The organism is Bradyrhizobium sp. BR14999, from assembly GCF_056106085.1.
Window position 1 is genome coordinate 6,162,895 of the sequence record NZ_CM148536.1, and the last position, 14,980, is coordinate 6,177,874.

General features: G+C 64.0%; 16 protein-coding genes. 6 read left to right on the forward strand and 10 right to left on the reverse strand.

Translation table 11 applies throughout. The features are described from left to right. The 7 genes from ACR9YP_RS28960 to rpiA form a co-directional block, all read right to left on the reverse strand. Nucleotides 1-462, reverse strand: a complete 462-nt coding sequence (locus ACR9YP_RS28960; RefSeq protein ID WP_438109174.1) for a TerB family tellurite resistance protein — start codon at nucleotides 460-462, stop codon at nucleotides 1-3. Nucleotides 463-870: 408 nt separating this feature from the next. Continuing rightward, nucleotides 871-1,353 carry a hypothetical protein gene (locus ACR9YP_RS28965; protein ID WP_438109176.1) on the reverse strand — a complete coding sequence of 161 codons (483 nt, stop codon included), beginning with the start codon at nucleotides 1,351-1,353 and terminating at the stop codon, nucleotides 871-873. Further along, nucleotides 1,350-1,949: a hypothetical protein gene (locus tag ACR9YP_RS28970; RefSeq protein WP_438109178.1), complete on the reverse strand. Its 600-nt coding sequence runs from the start codon at nucleotides 1,947-1,949 to the stop codon at nucleotides 1,350-1,352. The genes ACR9YP_RS28965 and ACR9YP_RS28970 overlap by 4 nt, the downstream gene beginning before the upstream one ends. A gap of 435 nt (nucleotides 1,950-2,384) precedes the next feature. Then, entirely contained in the window at nucleotides 2,385-2,693 is a 309-nt protein-coding gene (locus ACR9YP_RS28975; protein WP_438109180.1) for a hypothetical protein, read from the reverse strand. Between the two features lie 105 nt (nucleotides 2,694-2,798). Beyond that, complete coding sequence (gene gor, locus ACR9YP_RS28980; protein ID WP_438109182.1) at nucleotides 2,799-4,187, reverse strand: glutathione-disulfide reductase; 1,389 nt, start codon at nucleotides 4,185-4,187, stop codon at nucleotides 2,799-2,801. A gap of 46 nt (nucleotides 4,188-4,233) precedes the next feature. Next, nucleotides 4,234-4,773, reverse strand: a complete 540-nt coding sequence (locus ACR9YP_RS28985) for a DUF2059 domain-containing protein (protein ID WP_091888746.1) — start codon at nucleotides 4,771-4,773, stop codon at nucleotides 4,234-4,236. 11 nt (nucleotides 4,774-4,784) lie between these two features. Beyond that, entirely contained in the window at nucleotides 4,785-5,489 is a 705-nt protein-coding gene (gene rpiA / locus ACR9YP_RS28990) for a ribose-5-phosphate isomerase RpiA (RefSeq protein ID WP_438109184.1), read from the reverse strand. A gap of 166 nt (nucleotides 5,490-5,655) precedes the next feature. Here rpiA and gph point away from each other — a divergent pair, with 166 nt between their 5' ends. The 6 genes from gph to ACR9YP_RS29020 all read left to right on the forward strand — a co-directional run bounded on the left by gph (nucleotide 5,656) and on the right by ACR9YP_RS29020 (nucleotide 11,938). After that, the gene (gene gph / locus ACR9YP_RS28995) at nucleotides 5,656-6,348 is read left to right on the forward strand and encodes a phosphoglycolate phosphatase (protein ID WP_474217674.1); all 693 of its coding nucleotides are present in this window, start codon (nucleotides 5,656-5,658) and stop codon (nucleotides 6,346-6,348) included. A 134-nt stretch (nucleotides 6,349-6,482) separates the two neighbouring features. Further along, nucleotides 6,483-6,950 carry a hypothetical protein gene (locus ACR9YP_RS29000; protein WP_438109185.1) on the forward strand — a complete coding sequence of 156 codons (468 nt, stop codon included), beginning with the start codon at nucleotides 6,483-6,485 and terminating at the stop codon, nucleotides 6,948-6,950. A gap of 108 nt (nucleotides 6,951-7,058) precedes the next feature. Further along, on the forward strand, nucleotides 7,059-8,093 hold the full coding sequence (gene moaA, locus ACR9YP_RS29005; protein WP_438109187.1) for a GTP 3',8-cyclase MoaA: 1,035 nt from the start codon (nucleotides 7,059-7,061) through the stop codon (nucleotides 8,091-8,093). A gap of 172 nt (nucleotides 8,094-8,265) precedes the next feature. Beyond that, nucleotides 8,266-8,847, forward strand: a complete 582-nt coding sequence (locus tag ACR9YP_RS29010) for a TRAP transporter small permease subunit (RefSeq protein WP_370986695.1) — start codon at nucleotides 8,266-8,268, stop codon at nucleotides 8,845-8,847. A 26-nt stretch (nucleotides 8,848-8,873) separates the two neighbouring features. Further along, nucleotides 8,874-10,529: a TRAP transporter large permease gene (locus ACR9YP_RS29015; protein WP_370986694.1), complete on the forward strand. Its 1,656-nt coding sequence runs from the start codon at nucleotides 8,874-8,876 to the stop codon at nucleotides 10,527-10,529. A gap of 119 nt (nucleotides 10,530-10,648) precedes the next feature. After that, nucleotides 10,649-11,938 (forward strand): M20/M25/M40 family metallo-hydrolase, encoded by a 1,290-nt coding sequence (locus ACR9YP_RS29020; RefSeq protein ID WP_474217675.1) that lies wholly within the window; start codon nucleotides 10,649-10,651, stop codon nucleotides 11,936-11,938. A 172-nt stretch (nucleotides 11,939-12,110) separates the two neighbouring features. On the opposite strand, the gene ACR9YP_RS29025 is transcribed toward ACR9YP_RS29020, so the two are convergent. The 3 genes from ACR9YP_RS29025 to ACR9YP_RS29035 all read right to left on the reverse strand — a co-directional run bounded on the left by ACR9YP_RS29025 (nucleotide 12,111) and on the right by ACR9YP_RS29035 (nucleotide 14,915). Beyond that, nucleotides 12,111-13,499: a sensor histidine kinase gene (locus tag ACR9YP_RS29025; RefSeq protein WP_474217676.1), complete on the reverse strand. Its 1,389-nt coding sequence runs from the start codon at nucleotides 13,497-13,499 to the stop codon at nucleotides 12,111-12,113. A gap of 1 nt (nucleotide 13,500) precedes the next feature. Continuing rightward, nucleotides 13,501-14,175 (reverse strand): response regulator transcription factor, encoded by a 675-nt coding sequence (locus ACR9YP_RS29030; RefSeq protein ID WP_438109192.1) that lies wholly within the window; start codon nucleotides 14,173-14,175, stop codon nucleotides 13,501-13,503. Between the two features lie 176 nt (nucleotides 14,176-14,351). Further along, the gene (locus ACR9YP_RS29035; RefSeq protein ID WP_438109194.1) at nucleotides 14,352-14,915 is read right to left on the reverse strand and encodes a MarR family winged helix-turn-helix transcriptional regulator; all 564 of its coding nucleotides are present in this window, start codon (nucleotides 14,913-14,915) and stop codon (nucleotides 14,352-14,354) included. Nucleotides 14,916-14,980: the final 65 nt, after the last annotated feature.

Consider the following 14,980-nt stretch of genomic DNA (forward strand, 5'->3'; position numbering starts at 1 on the left):
TCATTCCTCGGCGACAGCGCGGGCCGCGGCCGGTGCGACCCGCTTTGCACGCGGCAGCGCCAGCGTCAGCAGGCGCAACAGCTTGATCGCCTGCACCTCATGGGGATGGACGTCTTCGTCGGCGGCCGCGACGCGCTCCGACAACTCCATCAGATGAGACGACAGCGGCATGTCCGATACCGGCCGCAGCGTTTCGATCACGACGTTGGCAAAATCCGGCTCCTCGAGTCGTTCGGCGAGTGCGTCGAACATCGCAAGCAGCCTTTCGTCGTCGATATGAGGTGCCAATCCGCGATCCCGGATGAAGCGGATCACTTCGTCGCGCTCGACCGGCGAAACGCGCCGGTCGGCCACGGCGACCAGCGCGCCGGCAATGACCAGCGCCGCCGCAGCCTGCTCATTCAGGCTGGACGGATCCGCGATCTCGATCTCGTTCGGATTTGAATGCTTGGCGTCAGACATCGTTGCTCCTCGATCTTGCGAAATGGCCGCACGGAGCTGCGATGGAGCGACTGGTCGGAGAGAACCGAAGAAGGCCCGGCGATCGGCCGATCCATCGCATTCGCGCGGGACAGGTCATCCGACATCACGAGGTTTGCCGACATCGTCGGCGTCCTCGCCAGAGGGGCCCGGATTCTTGTTCACCGACACATAAAGACCGGTCTGTCGGAATCAAGGCGATGCGACTGCGACCAGCCGCCGCATCGGGTTCCACTCGTTGCGGCGAGCAGGCCGAGCCGCGCGGCACCGTTACCGAACCGTCATCCTGAGGCGTGAGGCTTGCGATGCGAACGCATCGCAAGCCGAGCCTCGAAGGATGACGGCTCGTGCTTGTAATACAACGCAGGATGGGAGGCCGTTCCGCCGATTTCAGCTGGCGCAGGACCGAACCGTGACGCGCTCGCTCCTGACGACGGTTTCGACTGCCTTGCGCGCTACGGCGCCAAAGTCCGACGGTTGCAGATAGCCCTGGGCATAAGCTTCCTGCGTCAGGCGATCGATGCGCTTGTCCTCGCCGGTCGACCATTGCCTGGCGATGTAGTCCGCACCGGGTTTGCCAAAGGTTTCAGGATAACGTTCGGCCTCGTTCTGACGATGGTAGTAATATTCGCCGACGGAGCTGATGAACTGCTTCCGCCCCTCGCCGGCGCAGCGCGATCCATAGGGGCGCTCCAATGCCCGCGCGACCGCACGGCGCTTGCTTACCCTCCCTTCCACGAAGATCGCCTCGTTGGACCCGTAGCCCGGACCGTCGATTGGAGGTGCGGGCTGAGGTGACTTTTGCGGTGCGAATGCCCATGCGGCGACCTGATAGACGACGAGGGCCCAGAGGATGAACCAGGCACGGCTCATCTTGCGTTCGTCCCACGTTGCTTCGGCAGGCATACAGGAGACGGATCGGACCACAGGCCGGGCCCGGCAAACTGGAGCACCGTGAGGCGGATATCCTCCGGAAAATCGTCCTCGACGATACCTTTTTGTTCAAACGCCTCGGCGAGCTGCGCCTGGACGCGAACGTCCAGCGGCGTCGAGTACGCAGCGTTGGCCTGATCGCGCTTCTTTTCGCTACAGAACATCGCCAGTGCCGGATTTGGGCAGTCGAAAATCTTCATGTAGCCCCGCGCATAGGCCGACGTGGCCGCGATGAGGTTCGCTTTCATCGTCCTGTCGCATGGCGACATCGCGTAGGCGGTGCCTGCCTGCAGCGCGTTCATCCGCAGCGCATCGAGTTGCGGATCCTTGTCGCTTTGCAGGGTGTGCTTGGCTTCCCACGCCTTGCGTTCATAGGCCTTGGCACTCTCGTCGCCAAACGAGGCCGTGAGTGTCGGCTTCAACTGGCCGACCGGCGAAGAGGAAGCGACGGTCATGGGAAAGCCACGCATCGCCCAGGAGATGCCTACGAAGGTCGTGACGAACGCCATACATGTGAAAAGAACGAAGCGGCCCATGATGTGCACCCAAATATCGAGCGCAACCTAACCGTGTCGAGTTAAGAGATGTAACTCATGTATGGGTTCCAGCTCTGAAGGGTAAATGAACGTCTAAGGGCGGCGCTGGATCGCAGCCTCGACGATCTCAGGCACGAGCACTCCGATCGGAAGCGTTCCTGCTCCGTCATAACGCCCACGCAAGCTTCGGCAACGAAATGTCGTCCCGAATTCGGGTATCGTGGAGAACCGCATGAATCATGTCACGTCTTGCTCCGGCTGCGGCCACGGACTTGTCCCAATGCTTTCGGCAAAGGGCCGCGCGGAGCTCAGCTGCCTCTGGTGCGAAGGCATCGACGTGCGAACGATGGACATGGCGAAATGGGCGGACAGTCCGTCCGGCAAACCTGAACGGGCTGCCCGTCAGTCGTTCGAATGACGGTCGTCCTGCTCCTGTCAGATTCCCGCCGCCACGCGTTGCGGAGGCATATTACCCGACTCCGGGAGACGATCAGCCGATGACTGTCGGGGCGGCCGGCGCCGCCGCACGTAGAGGCAGTTGACGAGGATCGGCTCGTCATCGCCGAGCGTTGTACGCTCCTTGACGAGCAAGCTCATGACCGAACGCATCTTGAGGATTTCCTGCGCAACGAAGCTGCAGTCCTCGTCCCGGTCAACTTGCTCACGCATGATGGCTTCGGCCTCGAGCATGCTGACACGAAGCGCTCGAATGGTTCTGCGGATTTCGTTGATGCGGTTGTCCATCGCTGCCTCCCATCATGGTTGCAGCATAAGAACAAAACATGAACAACGCGTCAAGGCCTCAAAACGTCAAGCCCTCAAAACCGTCAAGGCCGCACGGGTGAAAGGCTACTCCGCCGCCTGGCGCACGTGGCGTGCGGTCGGCGAGCGCATGGTGACGAGCTCTTCGGCCGCGGTCGGATGCAGCGCGATCGTGGCGTCGAAATCGGCCTTGGTCGCCTTCATCTTCACGGCGATCGCGACCGCCTGGGTGATCTCGGCGGCGGCATCGCCGACGATGTGGCAGCCGAGCACGCGGTCGGTGGCCCCGTCGACGACGAGCTTCATCAGCACGCGCGTGTCGCGGCCCGACATCGTCGCCTTGATGGGGCGGAACGTCGTCTTGTAGATGTCGACGTGGCTGTACTGCGCTCGCGCCTCGGTTTCCGTGAGGCCGACGGTGCCGACTTCCGGCTGCGAGAACACGGCGGTCGGAATGTTGGCGTGATCGACCCTGACCTCACGCTTGCCGAACACCGTGTCGGCGAAGGCATGGCCCTCGCGGATCGCGACCGGCGTCAGGTTGAAGCGGTGGGTGACGTCGCCGATCGCATAGATGCTGTCGACCGAGCTCTTCGAGAAATGATCGACCGCGATGCCGCCATTCCTCGGATTGATGACGACGCCGGCATTCTCCAGCCCGAGATTGGCGACGTTGGGATGGCGGCCGATCGCGAACATCACCTGCTCGGAGGCGAGGCTCGATCCGTTCGACAGATGGGTGGTGAATTCCTCGCCGTGGCGGTCGACCTTGGTCACGGTGCAGCCGGTGAGAATGGTGATGCCCTGCTTCTCCATCTCGGCACGAACATGGGTCCGAACATCCTCGTCAAAACCGCGAAGGATGTTGTCGCCGCGATAGATCACGGTGACGTCGGAGCCGAAGCCGGCGAAGATGCCGGCGAATTCCAGCGCGATGTAGCCGCCGCCCTGGATCACGATCCGCTTCGGCAGCCTCGCAAGATGGAACGCCTCGTTGGAGGAGATCACGTGCTCGATGCCGGGAATTGCTGCGCCGTGGTTCGGCGCGCCGCCGGTGGCGATCAGGATGTATTTCGCCGTGATCTTCCTGTCGTTCTCGAGCAGGCGGACGGTGTGCGCGTCCTCGATCGCCGCGCGGCTCTTGACGATCTGCGCGCCCGACTTCTCGACGTTTGCGGTGTAGGCCGCCTCCAGCCGCGCGATCTCCTTGTCCTTGTTGGCGATCAGCGTCGGCCAGTCGAAGCTGGCGGGCGGGACGGTCCAGCCGAAGCCGGCGGCATCCTCAAGTTCGTGACGGACATGCGAGCCGATCACGAACAGCTTCTTCGGCACGCAGCCGCGGATCACGCAGGTGCCGCCCATGCGGTACTCTTCCGCGATCGTCACGCGGGCGCCGTGACCGGCCGCGATGCGGGCGGCACGCACGCCGCCCGAGCCGCCACCGATGACGAAGAGGTCGACGTCGAATTCAGCCATTGTCCACTCCGACCCCTTTCAGCGATTTCTGATCAGATAGTATCGATCAGATCTCCTTGCCACGCTTGCGCATCTCGGCGCGGAAGGCTCCCATCACGGTTTCGGAGAAGTTCTGGGCCCAGGAGTTCATGAAGGCCATGCTGAGGCCGATGGCGCGCGGCTCGGCCTCGATCAGCTTTTTACCCAGCGGCGACTTGTAGAAGGTGACGAGGTCCTTCAGCTCCTGCTCGGTGAACTCGCTGGCATAGATCTGCGCCATGCCTTCGCCGATCTCGTTCTGGCGGCCGGCGAGCTGCTGGGCCACGATCGGCGCGACCTCGTTGAGGTCCTTCTGGTAGTTGAGGTTCTGCTGCGTCAGCGCGATCTTGGTCTTCTCGACGAGGCCGGGCACGGCGCCTTGATACATCGCGGTCGCGTTCTTGATCTGCAGGATCTCCCTGGCCGCGGCAATCGCCGCCGGCGAGGCCTTCGGCTGGGCCGGCGCCGCAGCCTTAGGCGCGCCCTGCTGGGCCACAGCCGGGGCGACCGAGAGGGCCAGCCCCACAGCAAGGGTCGCGGCCGGCAACAATTTCAAAACGCTCTTCATTCCTAGTCTCCTTAGGGCTTTCGCCGTTCAATCACGCGGATTCCCTCACCGCCCGCCAGAACGGCCGAGCTGGCCAGGCCGATGAACAATCCATGCTCGACCACACCGGGGATGGCGCTCAACGCCTTGGCGAGACTGGGTGGATCCACAATACGTCCGAGCTGGGCATCGACGATCCAGTGGCCGCCGTCAGTGACGAAAACGTGGCCGTCCTTGGCCTTGCGGACCGCCATTTGCCCGGAAACGCCGCAGTCCGCAAATGCCTTCTCGATCGCGCGGCGCGTCGCGCCAAGCCCGAACGGGATGACCTCGACCGGCAGCGGAAACTTGCCGAGCGCCGGCACCCATTTGCTGTCGTCGGCAATCACGATCATGCGATCCGAGGCGGCCGCCACGATCTTCTCGCGCAGCAGCGCGCCGCCACCGCCCTTGATCAAATTGAGTTCGGGATCGATCTCGTCGGCGCCGTCGACGGCGATGTCGAGATGGTCGATCTCGTCCAGCGTGGTCAGCGGCACGCCGCAACGCATCGCGTCCGCGCGCGTCGCCTCCGAGGTCGGCACGCCGATCACCTTGAGCCCGGCGGCAACGCGCTCGCCGAGCAGCTCGACGAAATGTTTTGCAGTCGAGCCGGTGCCGAGCCCGAGCTGCATGCCGTCGCGCACTTCCTCGAGGGCGCGCGCTGCAGCCTGCCGCTTCAACTGGTCCATGTTCACGTTTGCGCCCGCCTTTGGATCGAGAATGTGCCGCCGGTGTGGCCGGTTGCGGCGGCCTATGTAGCCTCGTTTTTCCCCGGAGAACAGGGTCTGGGAACAGGTCTATAAGCGGATATTATGGCCCCGCCCCTTGCTTCGACGCGACCGCGCCGGTAGCGCTTCGCCCATGACCTCCCCTCACACCATCGTCTTCGATCTCGACGGCACGCTTGTGGATACGGCGCCCGACCTGATCACCGCGCTGAATCACGTGCTCGACCGCGAAGGGCTGCCGCCCGTGCCGATGGCCTCGGCCCGCAACATGATCGGCGCCGGCGCCCGCAAGCTGATCGAGCGGGGCCTGGAGGCCGAGGGTCGCACCGTCACCCCCGCAAACATGAACCGGATGACCGCCGATTTCATCGCCTATTATGCCGACCATATCGCAGTCGAATCCCGCCCCTTCGAGGGACTCGAGGCCGCGCTCGACCATTTAGCCGCCCAGGGCCACCGCCTCGCGGTCTGCACCAACAAGCTGGAATGGCTGTCGCAGCGGCTTTTGGACCAGCTCGACCTCAGTCGCCGCTTTGCGGCGATCTGCGGCGCCGACACGTTTGGCGTCCAGAAGCCCGATCCGACCATTTTCCGCGAGACCGTGGCCCGCGCCGGCGGAGAGGTCAGAGCCTCCATCATGGTCGGTGACGCCGGAACCGACGTTGGCGTCGCCCGGCGGGCCGGCGTGCCCGTCATCGGGGTCAGCTTCGGCTATACGGACGTGCCGATCGCCGAACTGAAGCCGGACCGGCTGATCCATCACATGCGCGACCTGCCCGCCGCAGCGCACAGCCTGATGAATACCCGGACTCCCGCAAGCCACTGATTAAGCTATATTATTCCGCAGAACCCCGCATTAACCATCTATTACCTATGCGCAGCCCGCCGGTTGCCTGCCCCAAACGACACTCCTAAGGTCCGGCTGGGGTAGGTGGCGGTTCGTCGCAGAAATGGGTGGTCATGCGTCGTGTCATCGCGATTGCGTTAGCAGGAGCGAGCCTTGGTGGCTGCTCCTCGATGTCCTGGGACATGTTCAAATCGGCCCCGCCGACCGTCCAGGTCAGGCTCGAATCAAGTCCTCCGGGGGCTGACGCCACAACCTCGCTCGGTCCGGGCTGCAAGACCCCCTGCTCCGTCTCGGTTCCCGCCCCCGATGCTCCGTTTACGGTCGCTTTCGCGCTGGCCAAGTACCAGGTGGCGAACGTGCCGGTGAACGTGATCAAGAATCCCGGCGATTTCACCACGCCCGCCTCGGTGACCACCGACCCGAATCCGGTGTTCGCGGAGCTCCAGCCGGCCACTCCGCCCAAACCGGTCCGCAAGCCGCACCGGCCGAAGAAGCCGAAACCGGCCGCTGCCGCAGCCCCGGCGGATGCCGCACAGACCGCGGCCTCGCCCTTCCCCGATCCGAACGCGGGCAAGCGCTGACCTTACGTATCCAACCCGATTGTCCTCGGCCAGCGCGATGCTTAGATTGCTTCCCAAGCACCGCTAAGCATCGGTGCGCGAGTCGCCCAAAGTGACAAGGCCTCCCGTATGAACGGATCTTCCGCGAGTCCCCTCGCCGCGCTGTCGAGCCCCATGACCGATCCGTTCGGGCGGACCATCAGCTATTTGCGCGTCTCCGTCACCGACCGCTGCGACTTGCGCTGCTTCTATTGCATGTCGGAGGACATGACGTTCCTGCCCAAGGCGGACCTGCTGACACTTGAGGAACTCGACCGGCTCTGCTCGGCCTTCATCGCCAAGGGCGTGAAGAAGCTGCGGCTCACCGGCGGCGAGCCCTTGGTCCGCCGCAACGTGATGACGCTGGTGCGCTCGCTGTCGCGGCATCTTTCCAGCGGCGCCCTGAACGAGCTGACGCTGACCACCAACGGCACCCAGCTTGCGAAACATGCGAGCGAGCTTGCCGATTGCGGCGTCCGCCGCATCAACGTCTCGCTCGACACGCTCGATCCGCGGAAGTTTCGCGAGATCACCCGCTGGGGCGAGATCGACAAGGTTCTGGAAGGCATCGAAGCCGCACGCGCCGCAGGGCTCAGCGTGAAGATCAACGCGGTGGCGCTGAAGAACCTCAACGAAGACGAACTGCCCGAGCTGATGCGCTGGGCCCACGGCAACGGCATGGGCCTGACGCTGATCGAGGTGATGCCGATGGGCGAGATCGGATCGGGACGGATCGACCAATATCTGCCGTTGTCGCTGGTGCGCGCCCGCCTCGCCCAGCAATTCACGCTGACGGATCTGGCCGAGACCACGGGCGGACCGGCGCGCTATGTCAGTGTCGCCGAGACCGGCGGCAAGCTCGGCTTCATCACGCCGATGACCCATAATTTCTGCGAATCCTGCAACCGGGTGCGCATCACCTGCACGGGAACGCTGCACACCTGCCTCGGCCACGAGGATGCCTCGGATTTACGCAAACCTCTGCGTGCATCGAACGAGGATGTGCTGCTTGCGGATGCGATCGACCGCGCGATCGGGCTGAAGCCCAAGGGCCACGACTTCATCATCGACCGCCGCCACGACCGTCCCAGCGTCTCCAGGCACATGAGCGTCACCGGCGGGTAGTCCTTAACCTGCTCGCGGGTGTTATTCCCCTTAACTATCAACAAACTTCCAATTGACTGGCGGCACGCCCGCTGGTTTGGTGCGGCTGCCTTATGCCTGCGCGGCGAGACAAGCCACGCGCCAACTCGGCGCAGTCAAGACGGCCGGGGCACAATCGGGGGAGGACCTATCGTTGCAAGCGCTCCTAAAGCTGAGCCGAGGAATTGACGCGTTCACGCGCTGGACGGGCAAACGCCTGGCGTGGTTGATCGTGGTCGCCGTCATCATTTCGGCGGTCAATGCGATCGTCCGCAAGACGTTCGACACGTCGTCCAATTCGTGGCTCGAGCTGCAATGGGTGCTGTTCAGCATCGTCTTCCTGCTGTGCTCGCCCTGGACGCTGCTCGATAACGAACACATCCGCATCGACATCGTGAACAATGCGCTGCCGAAGACGGCCCGCAATGTCATCGACGTGATCGGTCATCTGTTCTTCCTCATTCCGCTGTGCATCGTCATGATCATCACGGGCGTGCCGTTCTTCGAGCGCTCGTTCCAGATCAACGAACAATCCGGCAATGCCGGCGGTCTGCCGCAATGGCCCGCCAAATCCCTGATCATGATCGGGTTCGCTTTGCTGCTCGTTCAAGGCATCTCCGAGCTGATCAAGCGAATTGCGGTCATGCGCGGAATGATGCCGGACCCGCATGAATCCCAGGTGTCGGCGCTGGAGGCGGAAGTCGAGCATCTCGTCGAAGCGATCGAGAAGAAGTAGCCGTTGGCGACGGTTTAGGGGGAATTATGACCGCGTTTATCATCGCCAATATGGCGCCCATCATGTTCGCGTCGCTGGTCGTCATGCTGCTGCTCGGCTATCCCGCAGCATTCTCGCTCGGCGCTGTCGGCCTGTTCTACGCCGTAGTCGGCATCGAGCTCGGCGAGTTCCGCCCGGACTTCCTTCAGGCCCTTCCGGAGCGGGTCTATGGCGTGATGAACAACGACACGCTGCTCGCCATTCCGTTCTTCACCTTCATGGGACTGGTGCTGGAGCGGTCGGGCATGGCCGAGGACCTGCTCGACACCATCGGCCAACTGTTCGGTACCATCCGCGGCGGCCTTGCCTATGCCGTGATCTTCGTCGGCGCGCTGCTTGCCGCGACGACGGGCGTGGTCGCCGCCTCCGTGATCTCAATGGGTCTGATCTCGCTCCCGATCATGCTGCGCTATGGCTATGACCGCCGCGTGGCAGCCGGCGTCATCGCCGCGTCCGGCACGCTCGCGCAGATCATTCCGCCCTCGCTCGTTCTGATCGTGATGGCCGACCAGCTCGGCAAATCCGTCGGCGACATGTACGAGGGCGCCTTCATCCCGGGCCTCGTGCTCGCCGGCCTCTACGCCGCCTACGCCTTCCTCGTCAGCGTGATCTTCCCGAAGGCCACGCCGGGCCTGCCGAAGGAGGCCATCGGCTTCCGCGAGGAGAGTGGCAGCCGCGGCCTCGGTTCGCTCGGCGTGCTGTTCCTCGCCAGCGGCGTGTTCGGCTGGTTCATGATGCGCGATTCGAGCGTGCATGGCGCCGATTACGTCGTGCTCAGCATGTTCTACGGCATCATCTTCGCATTCGTCGTCGCCGTGGTGAACTGGGTCATCGACAAGCTCACCGGCTTCCGTTTCCTCTCGAAGATGGCGCAGCAGACCACTTTCGTCATGGTGCCGCCGCTGTTCCTGATCTTCCTGGTGCTGGGCACGATCTTCATCGGCATCGCGACCCCGACCGAAGGCGGCGCGATGGGTGCCGCCGGCGCCCTCATCCTCGGTGCCGCGAAGCGGCGGCTGAGCTGGGACTTGATCCGGCAGGCCACGGAATCGACCGCCAAGCTGTCGGCTTTCGTCGTGTTCATCCTGGTCGGCGCCCGCGTGTTCTCGCTGACCTTCTACGGCGTCAACGGGCACGTCTGGGTCGAGCACCTGCTCACCTCCCTGCCCGGCGGCCAGGTCGGCTTCCTGATCTTCGTCAACGCCTTCGTCTTCGTGCTGGCCTTCTTCCTCGACTTCTTCGAGCTGGCCTTCATCGTGATCCCGCTGCTCGGACCTGCCGCCGAGCACCTCGGCATCGACCTGATCTGGTTCGGCGTCATCCTCGGCGTCAACATGCAGACCTCGTTCATGCATCCGCCGTTCGGCTTCGCCCTGTTCTATCTCCGATCGGTCGCGCCGAAGGAGCGATACACCGATCGCGTCACCGGCAAGCGGATGGACCCTGTCACCACGGGCCAGATCTATTGGGGTGCGGTCCCGTTCGTCGTCATCCAGGTCATCATGGTCGGTCTGGTGATCGCGTTCCCCGCGATGGTGATGCACTACAAGGGCGTCCAGACCAACATCGACCCCAACACGATCAAGATCGAGGTGCCACAGATCGAGCTGCCGCCGCTGGATTTGGGACCACCGCAGAAATAGCGGGGACGACACTCGCCGTCATGCTCCGCTCAAGCGGCGCATGACGCACGACGGCGCGCGTGACAAGCACCGGAAACGCAGGCATACCGGGCCATCCTCCACCCCATGGATGGCCGCTCATGCCCCGCTTGCACCCTGTTCCATCGCTCGTTGGCCCGTTGATCGCCTCGCTCTGGCTGGCATGTGCCGCCACGACGGCGCAGGCCGAGCCGATCGCCGATATCCATACACTGGCGCAAAAGGAGCAGCAGCCGCTGCTCGACACGCTGCGCGATCTCGTCAACATCGAATCCGGCAGCAAGGACATCGAAGGCCTGAACCAGATCGCTGAGCGCGTTGCCGGCCAACTCAGGCAGCTCGGCGGCACGGTGGAGATCCTGCAACCCACCGACATCTATCGCCTCGACGACACGCCTGAGAAGATCGGGCCTGCCGTGCACGCCGTGTTCAAGGGCACGGGCAGCAAGAAGATCATGCTGATCGCCCACATGGACACGGTGTACCTGAAGGGCATGCTGAAGGACCAGCCGTTCCGCATCGACGGCGACAAGGCTTACGGCCTCGGCATCGCCGACGACAAGCAGGGCGTCGCGCTCATTCTCCATACCGTGGCATTGCTGCAGAAGCTGAGCTTCAAGGATTACGGCACGCTCACGGTGCTCACGAACGGCGACGAGGAGATCTCCTCGCCCGGCTGGCGCAGCACCATCACCCGGTTCGCCGAGGATCAGGACGTGGTGTTCTCGTTCGAAGGCGGCGGGACTGACGGCACTCTGCGCCTCGCCACCAGCGGCATCGGTTCGGCCTATCTCACCGTGCATGGCAAGTCGTCACATGCCGGCGCAAGGCCTGAGGGCGGCGTGAATGCGCTGTACGAGCTCTCGCACCAGGTGCTCCAGATGAAGGACCTGTCCAAGCCCGAGCAAGGCCTGAAGCTGAACTGGACGGTCTCCAAATCCGGCACTAATCGCAATGTGATCCCTGCCGACGCCACGGCCCAGGCCGATGCGCGTGCGCTCAAGGTGGCCGACTTTGACGAGTTGGAGAAGGCGCTTCAGGACAAGATCAAGAATCGCCTGCTGCCCAACTCCAAGGTCGACCTGAAGTTCGAGGTGCGTCGCCCGCCGTTGGAGGCCAACGAGGCCTCGCGCCACGTGGCGGCCTACGGCAAGACGATCTATCAGGAGCTCGGAATGTCCCTCAAGGTCGACGAGAAGGCGACCGGCGGCGGCACCGACGCCGCGTTTGCCGCGCTCAAGACAAGAGGAGCCGTGGTGGAAGGCATGGGCCTGTCAGGCTTCGGTGCACACTCCAACGATGCCGAATATGTGCAGCTCAACAGCATCGTGCCGCGTTTGTATCTGGCCACACGCATGATCATGGATCGGTCCACCGGCAAGCTGAAATAGCGGTTGTTTTCTTCCTCCTCTCCTTGTGGGAGAGGGTGGCATAGGCGGCCTTCGGCCGCCGTTCTTAAGAACGCCGAAGCGAAGCTTCGGCTATGGCGCCGGATGAGGGGTTGCTTCCGCGCACTTCATGGCTAAGGGAACTCGCGGAGCGAGACCCTCACCCGTCTCGCCGCTATCGCGGCGAGCCACCCTCTCCCACACGGGGAGAGGGAAAAGAGACTGTCTCGTCCGCCAGCCGAAACCGCAGCGTGAACTCTGCGCCGCCGCCGGGGAGATTCTCCACCGCGACCGTCGCCGCATGATCGTCCGCGACCCCGCGCACGATCGAGAGCCCCAGGCCGGCGCCGTCGCTGCGCTGGCGGTCACGGCGCCAGAAGCGCTGGAAGATCAGCTCGCGCTCGGCCTCGGCGATGCCCGGACCGCAATCGCGCACCCGCACTGAGCCGTCCTCGCCCACCTCGACCTCGACGGCGGTATCCCTGGCCGTGAACTTGATGGCGTTTTCGGCGAGGTTGAAGATTGCGCGCTGAAGCATCTCCGAATTGCCGTGGATCATGACCGGCGCGTCGCTGCCCCGCAGCGCGATCTCCTTGTGCTGCGCGATCGCGAGCGGGGCGATCGCGCCGACCACATCGGCGCAGACGGCGCGCAAGTCAGCGGTCTCGCCGGGATCGAGCACCAGCGTGTCGAGCTCGGCGATCTCCAGCAGCTGGGCGACGATCCGGCTCATGGCTTCGATGTCGGCATGCAGCGCCTGGCGTGCGGCGCCGTCGCCAAGCGTCTCGATCCGTGTGCGCAGGATCGCGAGCGGCGTGCGCAGTTGATGCGCGGCGTCGGCCGTGAACTGCCGCTGCAGCCGAAAGCCGTCCTCGAGGCGGTCGAGCGCCTGGTTGACGGCGGTGACGAGCGGCATGATCTCGCGCGGGATCTGCTTGGTCGGCAGGCGGATGTCGGTGCGCGCCGGGCCGATATTGCTGGCCTCCTCCGAGGCCCTCCACAGCGGCGCGATCGCGCGGCGGAAGATGATGATGTCGGTTGCGAGCAGGACCAGAAGGATCGGGATGGTGATCCACCCGACCCGCCGGAAGAAATTCGAAATGATGTCGTCGATGATGACGTCGCGATGCGCGAGATCCTCGGCGACCCGGATGCGTACCATCTTGCCGTCGATGATCCGAGTGACGCCAGCGCCGGAAATCGTTTCGGACGGCCGAAGAGCTGCGGCGCCGGCCCGCCGGTGCGAGGAAAACAGCAGCCGGCCTTCGCCGTCGCGAATGTCGTATTGATAGCGGCCGTAAGCGTCCGAATAGAGCCCGCGCAGGCTGTCGGGCAGGTTGAACGTCAGCGAGCCGTCCGGCTGGGCAACGATGCGCTCCGCCAGCACCTCGGCCTGGGCACGCATGCCGTCGCGGTGCAACTGGTCAATCTCGGAGTTGAGCAGCCAGAACAGCACCAGCGGCAGGACGATCGCGACCATCGCGACCGCCACGATGTGCAGGAAGACGATCCGCCAGATCAGCGATTTGAACGTGAGCGATCTGACATGGCCGCCGGCAGCCACGCTATTTTTCCTCGGCCATGAGATAGCCGACGCCGCGAACGGTGTGGATCACCACCTTGGCGCCGTGCTCGGTGAGCTGCTTGCGCAGCCGCGAGACGTAGACCTCGACCGCATTGGAGGCGACCTCGCCTTCGAGCCCGAAGATGTGGTCCTCGACGTTCTTCTTCGGCACCACCCGCCCCTGCCGGCGCAGCAGGATCTCCAGCACCGAGGTCTCGCGCGCGGAGATGATCCGCGGCTGGTCGTCGACGAAGATCTGGCGGCTCTCGGTGTCGTAGACGAGATTGGCAAGGCGCAGCGAGCGTCCGAGCAGCTGGCCCGGCCGGCGCAGGATCGCCTCCAGCCGCGCCACCAGTTCCTCCATCGCGAACGGCTTTGCGAGATAGTCGTCGGCGCCGCTGCGCAGGCCGCTGACGCGGTCCTGCAGGCCGCCGCGCGCGGTCAGCACCAGGACCGGCAGCGGCTCCATCTTAAGGCGCAGCTCGCGCAGCACCGACAGACCGTCGCCGTCGGGCAGGCCGAGGTCGAGGATCATCGCGGCATAGCTGACGCTGCTCACGGCCTCGCGCGCCTCGGCGGCGCTTCCGACGATGTCGCTCTCATAGCCGGCTGCCGCCAGCCCGCCGGCCACGAGCCGCGACAGCTCGACATTGTCCTCGACGATCAGAAGGCGCATCAAAGTCCCGTGTATCACCGCGCGGCTCGCGCCGCCTCTGCGCCCTTTTCCAGCATTCGGGAGGCCTCGGCCAGCAAAAAAGCACCCAGCGGAACTGGTCACCGGTCAGGTTCGTGTAAGCCAATCAGGTGTGCACTCGTAAGGCGGGGACGGCGGACGTAGCAAGCTGGCCCCTTTTAGCCCCGCCCCTCGAAATAGGCGCAAAGCAGGGTCGTCTCCTTTTGGGCTATGGATTTCCGAAAGAGCCGGCACTTGAAACGGCGGTCCTTCCCCTCTCCGCTCTCGATCAGGAACATGCATTCACTGCAAACGTCACTACGGTGACGGCGCTTGGCAACATCGAGCCCAACCAGGACGCGGCGAAGTGTATCGCGCAGCCGAGATTGATCGGGGAGCTCAAGGGCCACAAGCTGATCGCGCAGGGCGTTCATCGGATCGCGCTCCAGGAACCTCTCGCCTTCACTTGTAACGCAGAGCGAAATCGAGCGCTTATCCTCTGCAGATGGCTTGCGGACCATCAGTCCCTTGCTCAGCAGTACGGCGGCAATCTGCGATGCGGCGCTGCGGGTCGTGCCCAAAAAGCTGGCGAGAGCAGTCGGCGTCCGCGAAAACTTGTTTGCGCGAGCGAGAAAGCGCAAGGCCATCCATTCGCGATCGCTAAGACCCGAACGATTACCTTCAAAAAGCCAACTGTCGGCAGATTGTATCAGGAGTTGTACGATCTCAATTGCCACGCTCATCGATAAGTCCCCACGGGAAACGGCCGCCCTGGCATCTCGATCAAAGATCGAGAGCCGCCGTGTCA

Coding starts and splice junctions, on each gene's coding strand:
- ACR9YP_RS28960 (WP_438109174.1), bottom strand. CDS start 462: ATGTCTGACGCCAAGCATTCAAATCCGAACGAGATCGAGATCGCGGAT.
- ACR9YP_RS28965 (WP_438109176.1), bottom strand. CDS start 1,353: ATGAGCCGTGCCTGGTTCATCCTCTGGGCCCTCGTCGTCTATCAGGTC.
- ACR9YP_RS28970 (WP_438109178.1), bottom strand. CDS start 1,949: ATGGGCCGCTTCGTTCTTTTCACATGTATGGCGTTCGTCACGACCTTC.
- ACR9YP_RS28975 (WP_438109180.1), bottom strand. CDS start 2,693: ATGGACAACCGCATCAACGAAATCCGCAGAACCATTCGAGCGCTTCGT.
- gor (WP_438109182.1), bottom strand. CDS start 4,187: ATGGCTGAATTCGACGTCGACCTCTTCGTCATCGGTGGCGGCTCGGGC.
- ACR9YP_RS28985 (WP_091888746.1), bottom strand. CDS start 4,773: ATGAAGAGCGTTTTGAAATTGTTGCCGGCCGCGACCCTTGCTGTGGGG.
- gph (WP_474217674.1), top strand. CDS start 5,656: ATGACCTCCCCTCACACCATCGTCTTCGATCTCGACGGCACGCTTGTG.
- ACR9YP_RS29000 (WP_438109185.1), top strand. CDS start 6,483: ATGCGTCGTGTCATCGCGATTGCGTTAGCAGGAGCGAGCCTTGGTGGC.
- moaA (WP_438109187.1), top strand. CDS start 7,059: ATGAACGGATCTTCCGCGAGTCCCCTCGCCGCGCTGTCGAGCCCCATG.
- ACR9YP_RS29015 (WP_370986694.1), top strand. CDS start 8,874: ATGACCGCGTTTATCATCGCCAATATGGCGCCCATCATGTTCGCGTCG.
- ACR9YP_RS29020 (WP_474217675.1), top strand. CDS start 10,649: ATGCCCCGCTTGCACCCTGTTCCATCGCTCGTTGGCCCGTTGATCGCC.
- ACR9YP_RS29030 (WP_438109192.1), bottom strand. CDS start 14,175: ATGCGCCTTCTGATCGTCGAGGACAATGTCGAGCTGTCGCGGCTCGTG.
- ACR9YP_RS29035 (WP_438109194.1), bottom strand. CDS start 14,915: ATGAGCGTGGCAATTGAGATCGTACAACTCCTGATACAATCTGCCGAC.